The following is a 21580-nucleotide window of genomic DNA, read 5'->3' as shown; positions in this document are numbered from 1 at the left end:
AGGGCCGCAAATGTTCATACAACCGCCAGCTCCACCCGGTGCATGTTGGTCAGGCTCACTTCACCCACACACACCAGGTTACGCAGTTTCTGCGCAATCACTTCGGCCCGGTGCCAGCTCAGGCCGCCAATGCCGACTTCGATATCCAGCCAGTCTTCCTGCTGGCTGACGTGCACGCTGTGCGGGGTCAGGAACTGCAGGGCAAACAGGTTGAGCACGCGGCACAGGCTGTCGGGCTCGGCGTCGGCCTGCAGGCGGTAGTGCACGGTGCTGTGGGCGTTGCTGGCGGCCCAGGCGTCGGTACGGGGTTGTGCGTTCATGCTGGTCTCCGCGAATTTGGGAGAAATTTTTGCACGTTGGCGGCGGTATTTTTTCGCTATGATTTAATCATTTCGCTGTGTTGGCGAATTGATTGATTCAGATATTGGCTTTCAGGAGATTGAACAATGCACAGCGAGCTGGACGCTTACGACCGCCGCATTCTCGAACTGCTGCAAGAGGACGCTTCGCTGTCCAGCGCGCAGGTCGCCGAACGCGTAGGGCTGTCGCAATCGCCGTGCTGGCGGCGCATACAACGCTTGAAGGAAGAGGGGGTGATTCGCGGGCAGGTGACCCTGCTGGACCGCAAGAAGGTCGGCCTGAACACGCAGATTTTCGCCGAGGTGAAGCTCAATGCTCACGGGCGCTCCAACTTCACCGAGTTCACCGAGGCGATCCGCGGGTTTCCGGAGGTGCTTGAGTGTTACGTGCTGATGGGGGCGGTGGACTTTCTGCTGCGCATCGTCACGTCGGATATCGAGGCCTACGAGCGGTTCTTCTTCGAAAAGCTGTCGAACGTGCCGGGCATTCAGGAAGTGAACTCCATTGTGGCGCTGTCCGAGATCAAGTCCACCACCAGCCTGCCACTTTCGCGGTAGGACACACATTGCAAGGTAGATGCGGTAACTGTAGGAGCAGCCGTGCGCTGCGAAGGGGCCGGTCTGACATGAAAAAATCTGTGGCAAAACGGGCCTCTTCGCAGCACAAGGCTGCTCTTACAGGGATTGCGTCCACCTGTAAGCCTTGTGCTGCGAAAAAGGCGATGTGGTATCAAGCCTTGAGCAGGTGCTTCCAGCCGCGGCTCTGGTCTACCGCCCGAGCCTGTTCGATACGGGCTTCCAGCACTTCATCGCTGATCGGCAGTTCGGCCAGCTCGTGCAGCTTCTTCAGGTCGCCATACAGGCGGTCCATCTGCGGCGCTTCCAGCACCTGGCGGGCGTGGTGCAGCCAGCCCAGCAGTTGCTCGATACGTGGCAGCTGCTCGGCCAGGTCTTCCGGGCGCTGGGTGTACAGCGGCAGCTTCAACGCACGGCCTTCCTCCCCCAGCAGGTGCGCCAGCCAGCTGGCCAGCTGCGCCTTGCCCTGACGCTCGCCACGGCCTTTGCGCTCCACGGTCCAGGCGCGGGCCAGCAGCCAGCGCGAGGTTTCCAGCGAGAACTGGCCCCAGCGCACGTCTTCCAGCTCTTCGGCAAACTGCTCGGGCGCGGCGCGGCGGATGTCTTCGTCGTCGTTGCCGGCCTGCACCAGCGGGCGCCAGTCTTCCAGCAGGGCATCGAGGCTGCTGCGCAGGTCACGGGTGCTGGCACGCGGCGCGGCCTGGCCCAGGCTGGCGGTGAGGGCGCGCAGTTCGCTCAGGCACTCGACCCAGTCCTGCAGCAGGCGCCAGTGGCCGTTGTGGCGGTACTGCTCGGCCAGGCGCTGGCTGCTGCCCAGCAGTTGCCAGGCCAATGCGGCGTAGGCGTCGTCCAGGGCCATTTCGGCTTCCAGCTCGGTGTGCGGCAGGCCCAGCTCGTAGCTGTCCGGCTCCAGCAGGCGGTAGCCACGCTCGGCCTTGCTGATGTCGCAGGGCATCAGCGGCAGGCTGGCGGCCAGCTCGGCGGCCAGCTCCAACAGCGCTTGCGGGTCACCTTCGCGCAGTTCCAGCTCCAGCTCGCAGATCTCTTCCTTGCGCTTGCCGGCAATCACGAAGCCTTGGTCCAGCGCGGCCTCGATCACCACTTTGCTCTTGCCACGGCCCCAGGCGATTTCGGCGTATTCACGGCTGAAGTCGGTGGTGAACAGCGGCTTGATGGTTTTCTTGTCCAGGCCTGCCAGTTGCTCGGGCCAGCAGGTGGCGTCCAGTTTCTTCAGGTCGAGCTTGACCTTGTCCAGGTTCCATTCGTACTCGTTGCGCTCGGACAGGCCGGCCACGCTGGTGCCGCGGCACTTGAGGGTCTGGATGACGGCATCGCCATCGCGGCGCAGGCGCAGGGCGACACGGGCGGCGGACAGCTCACGCTCGGGGGTGTCGAAGTACTGGTTGAGCAGTTCACGGGTCTGCCAGCCGGACTTGTTGCGCTTTTTCAGCAGAGGGTGCTCGCGCAGGGCGGCAAGGGTCTCGCGGCTGGCGCGGAGCTTCAGTTCGGTTTCTTTGTGCATCACAGACTCGAAAGAGGGGCGTGGTTGGCGGAGAGTCTACAGCAGTCAGCCGCCAACGGTTTATTCCAGACGGCGGATAGTCCTATGATGGGCAACGCTTCCGAGGAGTTTGCGCATGCCGTTGCCGACGCTGAAAGACCAGTTTGCCGCCTTGATCGCCGCGCCTTCGGTCAGTTGCACCCAGCCCGCGCTGGACCAGTCCAACCGCCAGGTCATCGACCTGCTGGCGGGGTGGCTGGGCGACCTGGGGTTCACATGCGACATCCAGCAGGTCACGCCGGGCAAGTTCAACCTGCTGGCCAGCCGTGGCAGCGGCCCAGGTGGCCTGGTGCTGGCCGGGCACAGCGACACTGTGCCCTATGACGAACAACTGTGGGCCAGCGACCCGTTGAAGCTGACCGAGGTCGATGGCCGCTGGGTCGGCCTGGGCAGTTGCGACATGAAGGGCTTTTTTGCCCTGGTCATCGAAGCCGTCATCCCGCTGCTGGAGCACGATTTCAAGCAACCACTGCTGATCCTCGCCACCTGCGACGAAGAAAGCTCCATGTCCGGTGCCCGCGCCCTGGCCGAGGCCGGCCAGCCGCTGGGCCGTGCGGCGGTCATCGGCGAGCCTACCGGGCTACGGCCGATCCGCATGCACAAGGGCATTCTCATGGACCGCATCGACATCCTCGGGCGTAGCGGCCATTCGTCGGACCCGAACCTGGGCCGCAGCGCCATGGAGGCCATGCATGCGGTAATGGGCGAGCTGATGGGCCTGCGCCAGCAATGGCAGCAAACCTATCGCAACCCACAGTTCACCGTGCCGACCCCGACCATGAACTTTGGCTGCATCCACGGCGGCGACAACCCCAACCGCATCTGCGGCCAGTGTGCGCTTGAATTCGACCTGCGACCGTTGCCGGGCATGGATGTAGAGCAACTGCGCGCAGCCATTCGCGAGAAGTTGGTGCCCGTGGCCGAGCGCCATGATGTGCGCATCGACTACGCGCCACTTTTCCCGGAGGTGCCGCCGTTCGAGCAGGCTGCCGATGCCGAGCTGGTGCAAGTGGCGGAACGCCTGACCGGCCATCGCGCCGAAGCGGTGGCGTTCGGCACCGAAGCGCCTTATCTTCAGCAGCTGGGCTGCCAGACCATCGTGCTGGGCCCTGGTGACATCGCCTGTGCCCACCAGCCCGGCGAATACCTTGAAATGTCACGAATCGAGCCTACCGTGCGTCTATTGCGTGACCTGATCCGGCACTATTGCCTGCACTAAACGTCAATCGAGTTGATTCGTTCCTGCCTAGAGGAGACCGCGCGTGACCGCAAGCCTGTTCCGACGATGATCTTGAACGCCCCTTGTATCGCCGTTCTCCGTCCACTTATTCACAGGCCCTGTCATGCCCGACTACGTCAACTGGCTGCGTCATGCCTCCCCGTACATCAACGCCCATCGCGACTGCACCTTCGTGGTCATGCTCCCTGGCGATGGGGTGGAACACCCTAATTTCGGCAACATCGTCCACGACCTGGTGCTGCTTCACAGCCTTGGTGTGCGCCTGGTACTGGTGCATGGCTCGCGCCCGCAGATCGAAAGCCGATTGGCCGATCGGGGGCTAACCCCGCACTACCACCATGGCCTGCGTATCACCGATGCCGCCACCCTGGACTGCGTGATCGATGCCGTTGGCGCCCTGCGCCTGGCCATCGAGGCGCGCCTGTCGATGGACATCGCCGCGTCGCCGATGCAGGGCTCGCGCCTGCGCGTGGCGTCCGGCAACCTGGTCACCGCGCGGCCGATCGGCGTGCTTGAAGGGGTGGACTACCACCACACCGGTGAAGTGCGCCGGGTCGACCGCAAGGGCATCAGCCGCCTGCTCGACGAGCGCTCCATCGTGCTGCTGTCGCCGTTGGGCTACTCGCCTACCGGCGAAATCTTCAACCTGGCCTGCGAAGACGTGGCCACCCGTGCCGCCATCGAGCTGGGCGCCGACAAGTTGCTGCTGTTCGGCGCCGAGCCGGGCCTGCTGGACGCCGACGGCAAGCTGGTGCGGGAACTGCGCCCGCAGCAGGTTGCCCCGCACCTGCAGCGCCTGGGCAGCGACTACCAGGGTGAGCTGCTGGATGCCGCCGCCGAGGCTTGCAAGGGCGGCGTGGCACGCAGCCACATTGTCAGTTATGCCGAGGACGGCGCGCTGCTGACCGAGCTGTTCACCCGTGGTGGTGGCGGTACGCTGGTGTCGCAGGAACAGTTCGAAGTAGTGCGCGAGGCGACCATCGAGGATGTGGGCGGCTTGCTGGAGCTGATCAGCCCGCTGGAAGAACAGGGCATTCTGGTGCGCCGCTCGCGTGAAGTGCTGGAGCGGGAGATCGAGCAGTTCAGCGTGGTCGAGCGCGAGGGCATGATCATCGCCTGTGCGGCGCTGTACCCCATTGCCGAATCTGAAGCAGGGGAGTTGGCGTGCCTGGCGGTGAACCCGGAATACCGCCACGGCGGGCGCGGGGATGAATTGCTGGAGCGCATCGAGAGCCGGGCGCGACAGATGGGTTTGAATACCCTGTTTGTGCTGACGACGCGTACTGCGCACTGGTTCCGTGAGCGCGGTTTTGCACCCAGCGGCGTGGAGCGCCTGCCATCGGCGCGGGCTTCGCTGTACAACTACCAGCGTAATTCGAAAATTTTCGAGAAGCCCCTGTAAGCCTGTGCCGGCCTCTTCGCGGGCTCGCCCGCTCCCACAGGGTAATCTGCAGGGCTGAAGCCTGTGGTCTACCTGTGGGAGCGGGCGTGCCCGCGAAGCAGGCGACACCGGTCTCAAACAAAAACGCCGCCCTTGTGGGCGGCGTTTTTTTTACACGGTGTGCAGGTACCAGTTGTACTCGAGGTCGGAGATCGAGTGCTCGAACTCCTCCAGCTCGCTTTCCTTGCACGCGACAAAGATGTCGATGTACTTCGGATCGATGTACTTGTTGAGGATCTCGCTGTCGTCCAGCTCGCGCAGGGCATCGCGCAGGTTGTTCGGCAGGCTCTGCTCCAGCTGCTCGTACGAGTTGCCTTCGATCGGCTTGCCCGGCTCGATCTTGTTGGTCAGGCCATGGTGCACTCCAGCCAGCACGGCTGCCATCATCAGGTACGGGTTGGCATCGGCGCCGGCTACCCGGTGCTCGAGGCGCACGGCATCGGCAGAGCCTGTTGGCACACGCAGCGCTACGGTGCGGTTGTCCAGGCCCCAGCTTGGCGCGTTCGGTACATAGAACTGCGCGCCAAAGCGGCGGTACGAGTTGACGTTCGGGCAAAGGAACGCCATGGACGCGGGCAGGGTCTCGAGCACACCGCCGACAGCGTGACGTAGCGCGGCGTTCTGCTCGGGATCCTCGCTGGTGAAGATGTTGTGGCCATCTTTGTCCAGCACGGAAATGTGTACATGCAGGCCGTTGCCTGCCTGGCCCGGATAGGGCTTGGCCATGAAGGTGGTGTCCATTTCATGGTCGTAGGCGATGTTCTTGATCAACCGCTTGAGCAGTACCGCGTAGTCACAGGCCTTGAGCGGGTCTGGGACGTGGTGCAGGTTGACTTCGAACTGCGCCGGGGCGCTTTCCTTGACGATGGCGTCGGCCGGGATGCCTTGCTCTTTCGCGCCTTCGAGGATGTCCTGCAGGCAGTCGGCATATTCGTCGAGGTCGTCGATCAGGTACACCTGGGTCGACTGCGGGCGTTTGCCCGAAATTGGCGAGCGCGGCGGCTGTGGGCGGCCGTTCACGTTCTCCTGGTCGATCAGGTAGAACTCCAGCTCGAATGCAGCACAGATGGTAAGGCCCAGTTCGTCGAACTTGCTCACTACCTGACGCAGCACTTCACGAGGGTCGGCGAAGAACGGCTCGCCTTCGATCTCGTGCATGGTCATCAGCAGTTGGGCAGTGGGGCGCTTTTGCCACGGCTCATTACAGAGCGTGTCGGGGATCGGGTAGCAGATGCGGTCAGCATCGCCGATGTCCAGGCCAAGCCCGGTGCTTTCGACGGTGGAACCGTTGATGTCCAGGGCGAAGAGGGAGGCCGGCAGGTTGATGCCTTTCTCGTAAACCTTGTGGAGGCTGGTGCGCTCAATGCGCTTGCCACGCACCACACCATTCATATCTGCAATCAGAAGGTCAACGTAGAGAACCTCAGGATGTTCCTTAAGGAACGCGTTCGCTTCGTTAAGCTGAACGGCACGCGGGGGTACCGACATGATGCAACACCTTTGTTGTTAAAAATATCAATCAAGGGGGGCTTGCAGGACCAGTCAATCGAAAAGCCATACTGATGTCAAGCCAACCCCATGATGCCCTGAAATGGCACATCTACGGCAGATTTGCTGCAAATCGGGGCGTGCCATTATCCGCTATTTCACGTGTGAAGGGCTATCTCAAGCGTACCGTCTTTTATTTTTTACGCGGGTGTTGTGTAAAAAAATGAACAAGGCTAAGCTCGGTCACAACCCAGAACACAATAATACGAGGGTCATATGGTCCGCTTGCCGCGACCTGAAAGCACTGCCTGCGCAGTGCCAACGGGTACCTCTGTCGTTTTTGCAAGCTTCGTCACTGGCGTGGTCGCCCTGGCCGCAATAATTGACGTTTGGCGTCTCCGGGCCTGCCCTCGTAGCGGCTTGCCGCTCTTCGCTTCGTCTTCCTGCCCTTCCAACTCATTATGGACACACTTGTTTTCAGTGTATCCACTGCGGCGCTGCGCGGGGGTTTTTGCTTTAGCAATCTACTCCATCCAGAATCAATGCGCGGCCCACCTTACCTCCTGAGGTATTTATGAGTAACAACCTCGACCAGCTCACCGATTGGTTGAAAGAGCACAAGATCACCGAAGTCGAATGCATGATCAGTGACCTGACCGGCATCACGCGCGGCAAGATTTCGCCCACCAACAAATTCATCGCCGAAAAAGGCATGCGCCTGCCCGAGAGCGTGCTGCTGCAGACCGTGACCGGCGACTACGTCGACGACGACATCTATTACGAACTGCTCGACCCGGCCGACATCGACATGATCTGCCGCCCCGACGAGAATGCCGTGTTCCTTGTACCGTGGGCCATCGAGCCGACTGCGCAGGTGATCCACGACACCTACGACAAGAAGGGCAACCCGGTCGAACTGTCGCCACGCAACGTCTTGAAGAAAGTCCTCAAGCTCTACGCCGACAAGGGCTGGCAGCCTATTGTCGCGCCTGAGATGGAGTTCTACCTGACCAAGCGCAGCGAAGACCCGGACTTCCCGTTACAGCCCCCGGTAGGCCGTTCGGGCCGCCCGGAAACCGGCCGCCAGTCATTCTCGATCGAAGCCGCCAACGAATTCGACCCGCTGTTCGAAGACGTCTACGACTGGTGCGAACTGCAGCAGCTGGACCTGGACACGCTGATCCACGAAGACGGCACGGCGCAGATGGAAATCAACTTCCGTCACGGCGACGCCCTGCACCTGGCCGACCAGATCCTGGTGTTCAAGCGCACCATGCGCGAGGCGGCGCTCAAGCACAACGTGGCTGCCACCTTCATGGCCAAGCCGATGACCGGCGAGCCGGGCAGTGCCATGCACCTGCACCAGAGCGTGGTCGACGTGGCCACCGGCAAGAACATCTTCAGCAATGAAGACGGCAGCATGAGCGAGCTGTTCCTCCACCACATCGGTGGCCTGCAGAAGTTCATCCCCGAGGCACTGCCGCTGTTCGCCCCCAACGTCAACTCGTTCCGGCGCTTCCTGCCCGACACTTCGGCGCCGGTGAACGTGGAGTGGGGCGAAGAAAACCGCACTGTCGGCCTGCGCGTACCGGATGCCGGCCCGCAAAGCCGCCGGGTCGAGAACCGCCTGCCGGGCGCCGACGCCAACCCATACCTGGCCATTGCTGCCAGCCTGCTGTGTGGCTACATCGGCATGGTCGAAGGCATTCAGGCCAGCGCGCCGGTACAGGGCCGTGGCTACGAACGCCGCAACCTGCGCTTGCCGCTGACCATCGAAGACGCCCTGGAGCGCATGGAAAACAGCCGTGCGCTGGTGCAGTACCTGGGCAAGAAGTTCATCACCGGCTACGTCGCAACCAAGCGCGCCGAGCACGAAAACTTCAAGCGTGTCATCAGTTCCTGGGAGCGAGAGTTCCTGCTGTTCGCTGTCTGATAAACCCTGGGGCCGCTGGAGCGCGGCTGTCGAACAACGGAGAAGCACATGAGCACCAACAACCCGCAAACCCGTGAATGGCAAACCCTGAGCGGGGAGCACCATCTCGCACCTTTCAGTGACTACAAGCAGCTGAAGGAGAAGGGGCCGCGCATCATCACCAAGGCCCAGGGGGTGCATTTGTGGGACAGCGAGGGGCACAAGATCCTCGACGGCATGGCGGGCCTGTGGTGCGTGGCGGTCGGTTACGGCCGTGAAGAGCTGGTGCAGGCAGCAGAAAAGCAGATGCGCGAGCTGCCGTACTACAACCTGTTCTTCCAGACGGCCCACCCGCCTGCACTGGAACTGGCCAAGGCCATTACCGATGTGGCGCCCGAGGGCATGACCCATGTGTTCTTCACCGGCTCCGGCTCCGAAGGCAACGACACCGTGCTGCGCATGGTGCGCCACTACTGGGCGTTGAAGGGCAAGCCGCACAAGCAGACCATCATCAGCCGTATCAACGGCTACCACGGCTCCACCTTCGCCGGTGCTTGCCTGGGCGGCATGAGCGGCATGCACGAGCAGGGCGGCTTGCCGATCCCGGGCATCGTGCACATCCCGCAACCGTACTGGTTCGGCGAAGGCGGTGACATGACCCCGGATGCGTTCGGTGTCTGGGCGGCCGAGCAGTTGGAGAAGAAAATCCTCGAAGTGGGCGAAGACAACGTCGCCGCCTTCATCGCCGAGCCTATCCAGGGCGCAGGCGGCGTGATCATCCCGCCAGAAACCTATTGGCCGAAGGTGAAGGAGATTCTCGCCAAATACGACATCCTGTTCGTTGCCGACGAAGTCATCTGCGGTTTCGGCCGTACCGGCGAATGGTTCGGCTCTGACTATTACGACCTCAAGCCCGACCTGATGACCATCGCCAAGGGCCTGACCTCCGGTTACATCCCCATGGGCGGTGTGATCGTGCGTGACAAAGTGGCCAAGGTGATCAGCGAAGGCGGTGACTTCAACCACGGCTTCACCTATTCGGGCCACCCGGTAGCGGCCGCGGTGGGCCTGGAAAACCTGCGCATCCTGCGCGACGAGAAAATTGTCGAAAAGGCTCGCACTGAAGCGGCACCGTATTTGCAAAAGCGTTTGCGTGAGCTGCAGGACCACCCGCTGGTGGGTGAAGTGCGCGGCCTTGGCATGCTTGGCGCGATCGAGCTGGTCAAGGACAAGGCCGCCCGCAGCCGTTACGAGGGCAAGGGCGTGGGCATGATCTGCCGCACCTTCTGCTTCGAAAACGGCCTGATCATGCGTGCGGTGGGTGACACCATGATCATCGCGCCGCCGCTGGTCATCAGCCATGCGGAAATCGACGAACTGGTGGAAAAGGCACGCAAATGCCTCGACTTGACCCTCGAGGCGATTCGGTAAGCATTTGCTAGGCTAGCGATGTGACATTAAGTCGTTACAAGGCTCTGCTTTCCTTGAAACAGAGCCTCGTAACTTGCCAGACTAGCGACTGATTCAGTCGCCGCGCGCTCTGCACCGTAGGTCCTGGCTGCTGAACAGATGGCTAAATAAAAATTCTGGAGCATGACGCATGAATAAAATGGGCAAGACGTTGCTGGCCGCAGCCCTGATGGGTGCCATGGCTACTGCTGCACAGGCTGACGACAAGGTGTTGAACGTCTACAACTGGTCGGACTACATCGCGCCGGACACCATCGCCAAGTTCGAGAAGCAGACCGGTATCAAGGTCAAGTACGACGTCTTCGACAGCAACGAAACCCTCGAAGCCAAGCTGCTGGCAGGCAAGTCGGGCTACGACATCGTGGTGCCGTCCAACAACTTCCTGGCCAAGCAGATCAAGGCGGGGGTTTACGAGGAACTGGACCGTTCCAAGCTGGCTAACTGGAAAAACCTCGATCCGGACCTGCTCAAAGCCGTTGGCGATGCCAGCGACAAGGACAACAAGCACGCCTTCCCGTACATGTGGGGCTCGATCGGCATCGGCTACAACCCGGAGAAGGTCAAGGCCGCGCTGGGCGTGGACAAGATCGACTCGTGGGACGTCGTGTTCAAGCCTGAGAACATTGCCAAGCTCAAAAGCTGCGGTGTGAGCTTCCTGGATGCACCGACCGAAATGATCCCGGCCGCGCTGCACTACCTGGGCCTGCCGAGCGACAGCACCAAGAAAGAAGACCTGAAGGCCGCCGAGGACCTGTTCCTCAAGATTCGTCCTTCGATCACCTATTTCCACTCCTCCAAGTACATCGGCGACATGGCCAACGGCAACATCTGTGTAGCCGTCGGTTACTCGGGTGACCTGGAGCAGTCCAAGGCCCGTGCCCACGAAGCCGGCGACAAGGTCAAAGTGGACTACGTCATTCCGAAAGAAGGCGCCGGTACTTTCTACGACATGGTCGCCATCCCGAAAGATGCCGAGCACAAGGATGAGGCCTACCAGTTCATGAACTTCCTGCTGCAGCCGGAAATCATGGCCGAGATCACCAACGCCGTGCGCTTCCCGAACGGCAACCAGGCTGCCACTGCGCTCGTGGATAAAGACATCAGCGGTGACCCGAGCATTTACCCGCCTGCCGAAGTGAAGAAGCAGCTGTACGCAATCGCTGCGCCTGACGCTTCTGTGCAGCGTGTGATCACCCGCAGCTGGACCAAGATCAAATCGGGCAAATAAGCCCGATGCGACACCTCTGGGCCGGGCTTTACCGGCCCAGAGCCAGTGAAAGGCATTTGTTGATTGCGGCATCGAAGCTGCGAAGGTAAGTTGCGCGCCGGTTTTGCGTGTGCGGCAGCATTGTCGCGACCCAGGCACTGATTGTGAGGAGCACCCACTTGTCTATTTCTGTATTCCGCAAGGCCTTGATGGCCGGTGCGGGCCTGACGCTGGCATGCAGCGTCCAAGCGGCGCCTACGGTGCACTTCTACAACTGGTCCGACTATATCGGCCCGACCACACTCGCGGACTTCGAGAAAGCAACGGGCATCAAGCCCGTGCAGGACGTGTTCGACTCCAACGAAACCCTGGAAGGCAAGCTGCTGGCCGGTAACACCGGCTATGACGTGGTAGTGCCGTCCAACCATTTCCTCGGCAAGCAGATCAAGGCGGGCGCGTTCCAGAAGCTCGACAAGAGCCTGCTGCCCAATTATGCCAACCTGGACCCGGCGTTGATGAAACGCCTGGAAAAGAACGACCCGGGCAACCAGTACGCCGTGCCTTACCTGTGGGGCACCAACGGCATCGGTTACAACGTCGACAAGGTGAAGGCCGCGCTGGGCGTGGACACCATCGACTCCTGGGCCGTGCTGTTCGAACCCGAGAACATGAAGAAACTCTCCAAGTGCGGCGTGGCCTTCCTCGACTCGGCGGACGAAATGCTGCCGGCGGTGCTCAACTACATGGGCCTCAACCCCAACAGCACCGACCCCAAGGACTATGCAAAAGCCGAGCAGAAGCTGCTGGCCGTGCGCCCGTACGTGACCTACTTCCACTCGTCCAAGTACATCACCGACCTGGCCAACGGCGACATCTGCGTCGCGGCAGGCTTCTCGGGCGATATCTTCCAGGCCAAGGCCCGCGCTGAAGAAGCGAAGAAGGGCGTGAACCTGGCCTACGCCATTCCCAAGGAAGGCGGCAACCTCTGGTTCGACGTGCTGGCGATCCCCGCCGACGCCAAGAACGTCAAAGAGGCCCACGCCTTCATCAACTATTTGCTGAAACCTGAGGTTATCGCCCAGGTCAGTGATTACGTCGGTTACGCCAACCCGAACCCCAAGGCTGGCGACCTGATGGACCAGGCCGTGAGGACTGACGCTGCGGTTTACCCACCGCAGGAAGTGCTGGACAAGATGTTCGTGAATTCAGAGTTGCCGCCCAAGGTGCAACGTTTGATGACCCGTAGCTGGACCAAGGTCAAGTCGGGCAAGTAACAATCCAGGCCCGCCGCCCAAGCAGGGGCGGGCACACAAATCTTGTTGGGAGTTTCACTCATGGCAGTTGCCTCCGGTGCCTATAAGAAAGCCCTCGAGGGTGGCCAGCAACCCAAGCAGGTGCTGGTCAAAATCGACCGGGTCACGAAGAAGTTCGACGAAACCATCGCCGTAGACGATGTGTCACTGGAAATCCGCAAAGGCGAGATCTTCGCCCTGCTGGGTGGCTCCGGTTCCGGCAAATCGACCCTGCTGCGCATGCTGGCCGGCTTCGAGCGCCCTACCGAAGGGCGGATCCTGCTCGACGGCGTCGACATCACCGACATGCCGCCCTACGAGCGGCCTATCAACATGATGTTCCAGTCCTACGCCCTGTTCCCACACATGACCGTGGCACAGAACATCGCCTTCGGCCTGCAGCAGGACAAGCTGCCCAAGGCTGACATCGACGCCCGCGTGGCCGAGATGCTCAAGCTGGTGCACATGACCCAGTACGCCAAGCGCAAGCCGCACCAGCTGTCCGGTGGACAGCGTCAGCGCGTAGCCCTGGCCCGCTCCCTGGCCAAGCGCCCCAAGCTGCTGCTGCTCGACGAGCCGATGGGTGCGCTGGACAAGAAACTGCGTTCGCAGATGCAGCTGGAACTGGTAGAGATCATCGAACGCGTGGGCGTGACCTGCGTGATGGTGACCCACGACCAGGAAGAGGCCATGACCATGGCCCAGCGCATCGCCATCATGCACCTGGGCTGGATCGCCCAGATCGGCTCGCCTGTGGACATCTACGAAACGCCGACCAGCCGCCTGGTGTGCGAGTTCATCGGCAACGTCAACCTGTTCGAAGGTGACGTGGTCGACGACGCCGAAGGCCACGCGATCATTGCCAGCCCGGAGCTGGAGCGCAAGATCTACGTCGGCCACGGCATCACTACGTCGGTGGAAGACAAGCACATCACCTACGCCCTGCGCCCGGAAAAGATGCTGGTCACTACTCAGCAACCGACCTGCGAGCACAACTGGTCGCGCGGCAAGGTGCACGACATCGCCTACCTGGGCGGCCACTCGGTGTTCTACGTCGAGCTGCCGAGCGGCAAGGTGGTGCAGTCGTTCGTCGCCAACGCCGAGCGCCAGGGCACGCGCCCGACCTGGGGCGATGAAGTGTACGTGTGGTGGGAAGACGACAGCGGCGTGGTACTGCGGTCATGAAACTGCGCAAGCTCAAGCGAGCCTTCCAGCGCCTGACCCCGAGGGGGCGGCACGTGGTGATCGGCGTGCCGTTCATCTGGCTGTTCCTGTTCTTCATGCTGCCGTTCTTCATCGTGCTGAAGATCAGCTTCGCCGAAGCCGACGTGGCGATCCCGCCGTACACCGAGATCTACAGCTACGTCGAAGACAAGATCCAGTTGGTACTCAACCTGGCCAACTATGGCTTGTTGACCGAGGATGAGCTGTACCTTTCGGCCTATCTGGGCTCGTTGAAGATGGCCTTCTTCAGCACGCTGCTGTGCCTGCTGATCGGCTTCCCGATGGCCTACGCCATTGCCAACGCCAAGAAGGAAACCCAGACCGTCCTGCTGCTGCTGATCATGATGCCGACCTGGACCGCGATCCTGATCCGCGTCTACGCCTGGATGGGCATCCTCAGCAACAACGGGCTGCTTAACGGCTTCCTGCTGTGGACCGGGTTGATCGACCAGCCGCTGCAGATCCTCAACACCAACCTGGCGGTGTACATCGGCGTGGTCTATTCGTACCTGCCGTTCATGATCCTGCCGCTGTTCGCCAACTTGGTGAAGCATGACCAGAGCCTGCTCGAAGCGGCATCCGACCTGGGTTCGAGCACCTTCAACAGCTTCTGGAAAATCACCGTGCCGCTGTCGAAAAACGGCATCATCGCCGGCTGCATGCTGGTGTTCATCCCGGTGGTGGGCGAGTTCGTGATCCCTGAACTGCTCGGCGGCCCGGAAACCCTGATGATCGGTAAAGTGCTGTGGCAGGAGTTCTTCAACAACCGTGACTGGCCGGTAGCCTCTGCGCTGGCGGTAGTGATGCTGGCGATTCTGATTGTGCCGATCCTGCTGTTCAACCGCAGCCAGGCCAAAGAAATGGAGGGCCGCGCATGAAACGCTTCAGTTTCTCCAAGCTGATGCTGGTGCTCGGCTTGCTGTTCATCTACTTGCCGATGCTGATCCTGGTGATCTACTCGTTCAACGCCTCCAAGCTGGTGACGGTGTGGGGTGGCTGGTCGATCAAGTGGTACGTCGGCCTGCTCGACAACACCCAGTTGATGGGGTCGGTGATGCGCTCGCTGGAAATCGCCTGCTACACGGCGGTGGCGGCGGTGGCGCTGGGTACGCTGGCGGCCTTCGTGCTGACCCGGGTCACCCGCTTCAAGGGCCGTACGCTGTTCGGTGGCCTGGTCACCGCGCCGCTGGTAATGCCTGAAGTGATCACCGGTCTGTCGCTGTTGCTGCTGTTCGTGGCCATGGCGCAGATGATCGGCTGGCCGCAGGAGCGCGGTATCGTCACTATCTGGATCGCCCACACCACGTTCTGTGCGGCGTATGTGGCGGTGGTTGTATCGGCGCGGCTGCGTGAGCTGGACCTGTCGATCGAAGAGGCGGCAATGGACCTGGGTGCCAAGCCGTGGAAGGTGTTCTTCCTGATCACCATCCCGATGATCGCGCCGTCGCTGGCGGCGGGCGGCATGATGTCGTTCGCGCTGTCGCTGGACGACCTGGTGCTGGCCAGCTTCGTGTCCGGCCCGGGTTCGACCACCTTGCCGATGGAAGTGTTCTCGGCAGTGCGCCTGGGCGTGAAGCCGGAGATCAACGCCGTGGCCAGCCTGATCCTGCTGTCGGTGTCGCTGGTGACCTTCTTTGTCTGGTACTTCAGCCGCCGCAGCGAAGAGCGTCGTCGCAAGGCGATTCAGCAGGCGATCGAGGAAGGCGCCGCGGCCAATGCTTCGCAGCCGCAGGTCAAGCGCCCGACGCAGGTAGCTGCGTCGGCCTGACCCGGCCCTTTCGCGGCGGTTCGGCGCTTTCACGCCCTACCCGCCGCGAAGGCTCCAGCATCGAATCAAAGCCATACTGCATCCCAGTGTGCATATTCCCGGACACTTCTGACCAATCCAGCCCTCAATGGATTGGCAACAATGTACCGGGCTACATGCACCATGCTTTCCTCCCTTCTCAATGCCCGGTCCTGATACCCAGGCTGCCATACCGGGTCATGCTTAACCCCTGCCTGATGTAATGCGAGACTGGAGCGGGACTTGAACCTGCGCATCAGGGTAGCCAGTGTTGTTCCTTTCAGCTCGATCAGCCAATGCAGATGGTCTGGCATCAGCACCCACGCCAGTGAGCGGCAGGCGTGCTCCTGATCGGCTTGCCGCAATTGGTGAATGACTAACCGGGCATGGTGGAAGTCATCGAATAGCGGCTTGCGCCGATGGGTAACAGTGGTCAGCAGATACAGCCTGCCAAGTTCTGAATAGCGACCAGGACGAAGCAGATGGGATTGGGCCCTGGGCATCAGGTTCTTCCTTGAATAGAGATCAACATCCCAAGGTAGTGGCTGTGTTGCACCCCCAGGGAAGCAGATGATTTCTGGATATGGCAGGACCGGCCCTTTCGCGGGTGAACCCGCTCCCACAGGTACTGCACAGGATTCAGCATATGCACGATCTCTGTGGGAGCGGGTTCACCCGCGAAGAGGCCGGCACAGGCTGTGAAAATGCCGAACTGATCCGCGTCAGTGATGTTTATCGAACCCTGAACTACGCTCACAGTCGCATTCCACAATCATTTGTGCACAAGCAAGGAGCCAGCATGGCGTTGATGCGTCCGCTGTCGGTCGTCTGCCTGGGGCTGCTTTACATGCTCACCGGCTGTAGCAAGGAAGAGGTCCCCGAGACGTTGCCTCGGGTAGGTGTGCAGCAGGTCCAGCCCACCGACTTCGCTGCCAGGGTCACCCTGACCGGCGACGTGCAGGCGCGGGTGCAGACTGATCTGTCGTTCCGTGTCGGCGGCAAGATCATTTCGCGCAGCGTCGATGTTGGCGATCACGTCAAGGCCAACCAGGTGCTGGCCCGACTGGACCCGAAAGACCTGCAGAACAACGTCGACTCGGCCAAGGCCGAAGTATTCGCCGCGCAGGCGCGGGTCACCCAGACCAGCGCCGCCTTCGTGCGCCAGCAAAAATTGCTGCCCAAGGGTTACACCAGCCAGAGCGAATACGATGCTGCCGAGGCCGCGCTGCGCAGCAATCAGAGCGCGCTCAAGGCCGCCCAGGCGCAACTGGCCAATGCCAACGAGCAACTCAGCTACACCGCACTGGTCTCCGAGGCCGCCGGGGTGATCACCGAGCGCCAGGCCGAAGTCGGCCAGGTGGTGCAGGCGACCATGCCGATCTTCAGCCTGGCCGTCGATGGCGACCGCGATGCGGTGTTCAATGTCTACGAGTCGCTGCTGGTGGCGCCGCCCAGCGATGCCGGGGTAGTCGTGAGCCTGCTGGACGACCCCAAGGTCCAGGCGCAGGGTTTCGTGCGCGAAATCACGCCCACGGTGTCGGCGCAAAGCGGCACGGTGCAGGTCAAGGTGGGCCTTAAAGACGTGCCACCCGGCATGCAACTGGGTGCACCAGTCACCGCCTCCACCAATGCCCAGGGCCGGCCCAGCGTCGAACTGCCGTGGTCGGCGCTGACCAAGGCCCTGCATGACCCCGCCGTGTGGGTGGTGGGCGAGGGCGACAAGGTGGAATTGCGCAAAGTCGAAGTCAGCCGTTATCTCACCGGCAGGATTGTGGTCGCCAGCGGCCTGAAGGGCGGCGAAACCGTGGTGGTCACTGGCGGGCAGTTGCTGCACCCCGGCATGCAGGTGCAGAAGGTCGACGCCAAGGCCCAAGGGGGTGGGCTATGAAACGCCTGCTGCTGATGCTGTCGGCCGGCGTATTGCTGGCTGGCTGCAGTAGCGAAGAAGAAGCACCAGAGCCGATTCGGCCGGTGCTGTCGGTCAAGGTCGAACCCCAGGTGCAGTCGCAACTGGGCCGCTTCGCCGGCAGTATCCAGGCGCGTTTTGAAAGTACCTTGGGCTTTCGTGTTTCCGGGCGCATTGCCCGGCGTTGGCTGGATGTGGGCGCCCAGGTGAAGCCGGGCGACACCTTGGCCACCCTCGACCCGACCGACCAGCAGAACCAGCTGCGCGCCGCCGAAGGCGACCTGGCCAAGGTGCAGGCGCAGTGGATCAACGCCCAGGCCGATGCCCGTCGCCAGCAACAGCTGTATGACCGCGGCGTTGGCGCCCAGGCCCAGCTGGATATCGCCCAGACCAACCTGAAAACCACCAGCGCAGCGCTGGAGCAGGCGCGCTCTGCGCTCAGCCAGGCCCGTGACCAGCTCGACTACAGCACCCTGCGCAGCGACCACGCCGCCGTGATTACCGCCTGGCAGGCCGAAGCCGGGCAAACGGTAACGGCGGGGCAAGCCGTGGTGACCCTGGCCCGACCGGACGTGAAGGAAGCGGTAATCGACCTGCCAATCGGCCTTGCCGAGCAGTTGAGCAAAAGCCTGACCTTCACCGTGGCCTCGCAACTGGACCCGACCATCAGCACCACGGCAAGCCTGCGCGAACTGGAGCCCCAGGCCGATGCCACCACCCGCACCCGCCGCGCTCGCCTGACCCTGGCCAGCACGCCGGCGGCCTTTCACCTTGGCACAGCCATCAGTGTGACCCTCAGCTCGCAGGTATCCCCGCGCAGCGAATTGCCCTTGAGTGCCTTGCTCGAGCGCGACGGCAAGACCCAGGTGTGGGTGATCGATACGCAGCAGAAGACCGTGGCCACCCGTGACGTGGCGCTGATCGAGCGCACCGCTGACAGCATCGTGCTGAGCGCCGGCGTGCAGCCCGGTGAGCGCGTGGTCACCGCGGGCGTCAACAGCCTCAAGCCTGGCCAGAAGGTCACCTTCGACGAGGATGCGCAATGAAAGGAAGCTTCAACCTGTCCGACTGGGCACTCAAGCATCAATCGTTCGTCTGGTACCTGATGTTCGTTGGCTTGTTGATGGGGATTTTCTCCTACTTCAACCTGGGCCGTGAGGAAGACCCGTCGTTCACCATCAAGACCATGGTCATCCAGACCCGCTGGCCCGGCGCGACCCAGGACGAAACCCTGTACCAGGTCACCGACCGCATCGAGAAGAAGCTCGAAGAACTCGACTCGCTCGACTACACCAAAAGCTACACCCGCCCCGGTGAGTCCACGGTCTACGTGTACCTGCGCGACACCACCAAGGCCAAGGACATCCCGGACATCTGGTACCAGGTGCGCAAGAAGATCCAGGACATTCGTGGCGAATTCCCGGCGGGCATCCAGGGGCCGGGCTTCAACGACGAATTCGGTGATGTATTTGGCTCCATCTATGCCTTTACCGCCGACGGCCTGACCTTGCGCCAGCTGCGTGACTATGTGGAACAGGCGCGGGCCGAGGTCCGCGATGTACCCAACATCGGCAAGATCGAGCTGGTCGGCACTCAGGACGAAGTGCTGTACCTGAACTTCTCCACCCGCAAGCTGGCTGCCCTGGGCATTGACCAGCGCCAGGTGATGCAGGCACTGCAAGCGCAGAACGCGGTGACACCGGCCGGCATGATCGAGGCCGGCCCGGAGCGCATCTCGGTGCGTACGTCCGGGCAGTTTGCCTCGGAGAAGGACCTGCAAACCGTCAACTTGAGGATCAACGATCGCTTCTTCCGCCTGGCCGATATCGCCGACATCGAGCGTGGCTACGTCGACCCGCCTTCGCCCATGTTCCGCTACAACGGCCAGACGGCCATAGGCCTGGCTATCGGCATGAAGGCCGGCGGCAATATCCAGGTGTTTGGTGCGGCACTGAAAAAGCGCATGGACCAGGTGATCGAAGACCTGCCGGTAGGTGTCGGGGTACACACCGTCTCCGACCAGTCGGTGGTGGTCAAGCAGGCGGTTGGCGGCTTCACCAGCGCGCTGTTCGAGGCGGTGGTAATCGTGCTGGCCGTGAGTTTCGTCAGCCTTGGCGTGCGCGCCGGCCTGGTGGTTGCCTGCTCGATCCCGCTGGTGCTGGCCATGGTGTTCGTGTTCATGGAGTACAGCGGCATCACCATGCAGCGGATTTCGCTGGGTGCGCTGATCATTGCGCTTGGCCTGCTGGTGGACGATGCGATGATTACCGTGGAGGTGATGGTCACGCGGCTGGAAATGGGCGAAAGCAAGGAGCAGGCGGCGACGTTCGCCTATACCTCGACAGCCTTCCCCATGCTTACTGGCACCTTGGTAACCGTGGCTGGGTTCGTGCCCATTGGCCTCAACGCCAGCTCTGCGGGTGAATACACCTTCACCCTGTTCGCGGTGATCGCCGTGGCCCTGATCGTGTCCTGGGTGGTGGCAGTGTTCTTCGCGCCGGTGCTCGGGGTGCATATCCTCAAAGGCGACAAGCTCAAGGCCCACGACGCCGAGCCTGGCCGGGTCGGGCGGGCATTCGAGGGCGGGTTGCTGTGGTGCATGCGCAACCGCTGGTTGACCATCATCGGCACCGTAGTGCTGTTCGCCCTGTCGATCTTCTGCATGCGCTTTGTGCAGAACCAGTTCTTCCCGTCCTCGGACCGCCCGGAAATTCTCGTCGACCTCAACCTGCCGCAGAACGCCTCGATCGAGGAAACGCGCAAGGTGGTCGACCGCCTCGAGGCGCGGATCAAGGACGACCCGGACCTGGTGCGCTGGAGCACCTATATCGGGCAAGGCGCGATTCGCTTCTACCTGCCCCTCGACCAGCAGCTGCAGAACCCGTACTACGCGCAATTGGTGATCGTCAGCAAGGGCTTCGAAGAGCGCCAGGGCATGATCGACCGCCTGCAGAAGATCCTGCACGAAGACTTCGTCGGCATCGGTACCAACGTGCAGTCGCTGGAGATGGGCCCGCCGGTGGGCCGGCCGATCCAGTACCGGGTCAGCGGCGCCAACATCGACCAGGTGCGCAAGCACGCTATCGAGCTGGCCACCTTGCTGGACCAGAACGAACACATCGGCGAGATGATCTACGACTGGAACGAGCCGGGTAAGGTGCTGCGCGTGGAAATCGCCCAGGACAAGGCCCGCCAGCTGGGGCTGTCGTCCGAAGACGTGGCCAATGTGATGAACAGCATCGTCAGTGGCGTGCAGATCACCCAGGTCAACGACAACATCTACCTGGTGGACGTGGTCGCCCGCGCCGAAGACAGCGAGCGCGGCTCGCCCGATACGCTGCAGAACCTGCAAATTCTTACCCCCAACGGCACCTCGATCCCGCTGCTGTCGTTCGCCACCGTGCGTTACGAGCTGGAGCAACCGCTGGTGTGGCGCCGTGACCGCAAGCCGACCATCACCATCAAGGCTTCGGTCAATGGCGAGATCCAGCCTACTGACCTGGTGGCGCAGCTCAAGCCGAAGATCGATGAGTTCGCCAGCCAGCTGCCGGTCGGTTACGAAGTGGCCACGGGCGGTACGGTGGAGGAGAGCAGCAAGGCCCAGGGCCCGATCGCCAAGGTCATTCCGCTGATGCTTTTCCTCATGGCGACCTTCCTGATGATCCAGCTGCACAGCGTGCAGAAGTTGTTCCTCGTGGTCAGCGTGGCGCCGCTGGGGTTGATCGGCGTGGTGCTGGCGCTGGTGCCCACGGGTACACCGATGGGCTTTGTGGCGATTCTTGGCATCCTGGCGCTGGCGGGCATCATCATTCGTAACTCGGTGATCCTGGTAACCCAGATCGACGAGTTCGAAGCCCAGGGCTTCTCGCCGTGGGATGCGGTGGTGGAGGCCACCAACCATCGTCGTCGGCCGATCCTGCTGACTGCAGCGGCGGCGAGCCTGGGCATGATCCCGATTGCCCGCGAGGTGTTCTGGGGGCCGATGGCCTACGCCATGATTGGCGGGATCATCGTGGCGACCTTGCTGACGCTGCTGTTCCTGCCGGCGCTGTATGTGGCCTGGTACAAGATCCGCGAGCCGCAGAAACAAAACTGAAGCCTTTTACGGACCCTGTGGG

Annotated in this window: 17 protein-coding genes; 13 read left to right on the top strand and 4 right to left on the bottom strand. The window is 62.0% G+C overall.

The window, feature by feature from the left end:
* Positions 1-14: 14 nt before the first annotated feature.
* Positions 15-320: a hypothetical protein gene (locus tag ACN6NG_RS28685; RefSeq protein ID WP_063423241.1), complete on the bottom strand. Its 306-nt coding sequence runs from the start codon at positions 318-320 to the stop codon at positions 15-17.
* A 126-nt stretch (positions 321-446) separates the two neighbouring features.
* Here ACN6NG_RS28685 and ACN6NG_RS28680 point away from each other — a divergent pair, with 126 nt between their 5' ends.
* Positions 447-917, top strand: coding sequence for an Lrp/AsnC family transcriptional regulator (locus tag ACN6NG_RS28680; protein WP_016502150.1), 471 nt, complete (start codon positions 447-449; stop codon positions 915-917).
* A gap of 172 nt (positions 918-1089) precedes the next feature.
* On the opposite strand, the gene ACN6NG_RS28675 is transcribed toward ACN6NG_RS28680, so the two are convergent.
* Complete coding sequence (locus ACN6NG_RS28675; RefSeq protein ID WP_019473413.1) at positions 1090-2457, bottom strand: CYTH domain-containing protein; 1368 nt, start codon at positions 2455-2457, stop codon at positions 1090-1092.
* A 115-nt stretch (positions 2458-2572) separates the two neighbouring features.
* On the opposite strand from ACN6NG_RS28675, the gene argE reads away from it, so the two are divergent.
* Together argE and argA are read left to right on the top strand one after the other, a co-directional pair.
* Positions 2573-3715 carry an acetylornithine deacetylase gene (gene argE, locus ACN6NG_RS28670; RefSeq protein ID WP_019473412.1) on the top strand — a complete coding sequence of 381 codons (1143 nt, stop codon included), beginning with the start codon at positions 2573-2575 and terminating at the stop codon, positions 3713-3715.
* A 124-nt stretch (positions 3716-3839) separates the two neighbouring features.
* Positions 3840-5138 (top strand): amino-acid N-acetyltransferase, encoded by a 1299-nt coding sequence (argA, locus tag ACN6NG_RS28665; RefSeq protein WP_063423242.1) that lies wholly within the window; start codon positions 3840-3842, stop codon positions 5136-5138.
* A 150-nt stretch (positions 5139-5288) separates the two neighbouring features.
* Here argA and ACN6NG_RS28660 read toward each other — a convergent pair whose 3' ends face one another.
* Positions 5289-6665 carry a glutamine synthetase family protein gene (locus ACN6NG_RS28660; protein ID WP_016502146.1) on the bottom strand — a complete coding sequence of 459 codons (1377 nt, stop codon included), beginning with the start codon at positions 6663-6665 and terminating at the stop codon, positions 5289-5291.
* A 574-nt stretch (positions 6666-7239) separates the two neighbouring features.
* Here ACN6NG_RS28660 and ACN6NG_RS28655 point away from each other — a divergent pair.
* The 7 genes from ACN6NG_RS28655 to ACN6NG_RS28625 all read left to right on the top strand — a co-directional run bounded on the left by ACN6NG_RS28655 (position 7240) and on the right by ACN6NG_RS28625 (position 15538).
* Positions 7240-8598: a glutamine synthetase family protein gene (locus ACN6NG_RS28655; RefSeq protein WP_016502145.1), complete on the top strand. Its 1359-nt coding sequence runs from the start codon at positions 7240-7242 to the stop codon at positions 8596-8598.
* Positions 8599-8646: 48 nt separating this feature from the next.
* Positions 8647-10008 carry an aspartate aminotransferase family protein gene (locus ACN6NG_RS28650; protein WP_063423243.1) on the top strand — a complete coding sequence of 454 codons (1362 nt, stop codon included), beginning with the start codon at positions 8647-8649 and terminating at the stop codon, positions 10006-10008.
* A gap of 169 nt (positions 10009-10177) precedes the next feature.
* On the top strand, positions 10178-11275 hold the full coding sequence (locus ACN6NG_RS28645; RefSeq protein ID WP_016502143.1) for a polyamine ABC transporter substrate-binding protein: 1098 nt from the start codon (positions 10178-10180) through the stop codon (positions 11273-11275).
* A gap of 158 nt (positions 11276-11433) precedes the next feature.
* Complete coding sequence (locus tag ACN6NG_RS28640) at positions 11434-12528, top strand: polyamine ABC transporter substrate-binding protein (RefSeq protein ID WP_041167936.1); 1095 nt, start codon at positions 11434-11436, stop codon at positions 12526-12528.
* 60 nt (positions 12529-12588) lie between these two features.
* Positions 12589-13731 carry a polyamine ABC transporter ATP-binding protein gene (gene potA, locus ACN6NG_RS28635; protein WP_063423244.1) on the top strand — a complete coding sequence of 381 codons (1143 nt, stop codon included), beginning with the start codon at positions 12589-12591 and terminating at the stop codon, positions 13729-13731.
* On the top strand, positions 13728-14648 hold the full coding sequence (locus ACN6NG_RS28630) for an ABC transporter permease subunit (protein WP_258654323.1): 921 nt from the start codon (positions 13728-13730) through the stop codon (positions 14646-14648). Before potA ends, ACN6NG_RS28630 begins: the two co-directional genes overlap by 4 nt.
* On the top strand, positions 14645-15538 hold the full coding sequence (locus ACN6NG_RS28625; RefSeq protein WP_016489721.1) for an ABC transporter permease subunit: 894 nt from the start codon (positions 14645-14647) through the stop codon (positions 15536-15538). The genes ACN6NG_RS28630 and ACN6NG_RS28625 overlap by 4 nt, the downstream gene beginning before the upstream one ends.
* 65 nt (positions 15539-15603) lie before the next feature.
* Here ACN6NG_RS28625 and ACN6NG_RS28620 read toward each other — a convergent pair whose 3' ends face one another.
* Complete coding sequence (locus tag ACN6NG_RS28620) at positions 15604-16059, bottom strand: REP-associated tyrosine transposase (RefSeq protein ID WP_474317379.1); 456 nt, start codon at positions 16057-16059, stop codon at positions 15604-15606.
* Between the two features lie 296 nt (positions 16060-16355).
* Between ACN6NG_RS28620 and ACN6NG_RS28615 the strand changes: the two genes are divergently transcribed.
* Genes ACN6NG_RS28615 through ACN6NG_RS28605 form a run of 3 tightly spaced genes read left to right on the top strand, consistent with a single transcriptional unit; the run spans position 16356 to position 21558 of the window.
* The gene (locus ACN6NG_RS28615; protein ID WP_474317377.1) at positions 16356-17444 is read left to right on the top strand and encodes an efflux RND transporter periplasmic adaptor subunit; all 1089 of its coding nucleotides are present in this window, start codon (positions 16356-16358) and stop codon (positions 17442-17444) included.
* Positions 17441-18508, top strand: a complete 1068-nt coding sequence (locus ACN6NG_RS28610; RefSeq protein ID WP_063423248.1) for an efflux RND transporter periplasmic adaptor subunit — start codon at positions 17441-17443, stop codon at positions 18506-18508. Before ACN6NG_RS28615 ends, ACN6NG_RS28610 begins: the two co-directional genes overlap by 4 nt.
* A complete protein-coding gene (locus ACN6NG_RS28605) occupies positions 18505-21558 on the top strand; it encodes an efflux RND transporter permease subunit (RefSeq protein ID WP_063423249.1) in 3054 nt (1017 codons plus the stop codon). The genes ACN6NG_RS28610 and ACN6NG_RS28605 overlap by 4 nt, the downstream gene beginning before the upstream one ends.
* Positions 21559-21580: the final 22 nt, after the last annotated feature.

The sequence above is a fragment of the Pseudomonas sp. TSO6 genome (assembly GCF_056098905.1).
Note: the sequence above shows the minus strand (reverse complement) of the source record. Positions and strands in the feature narration are given on the sequence as shown.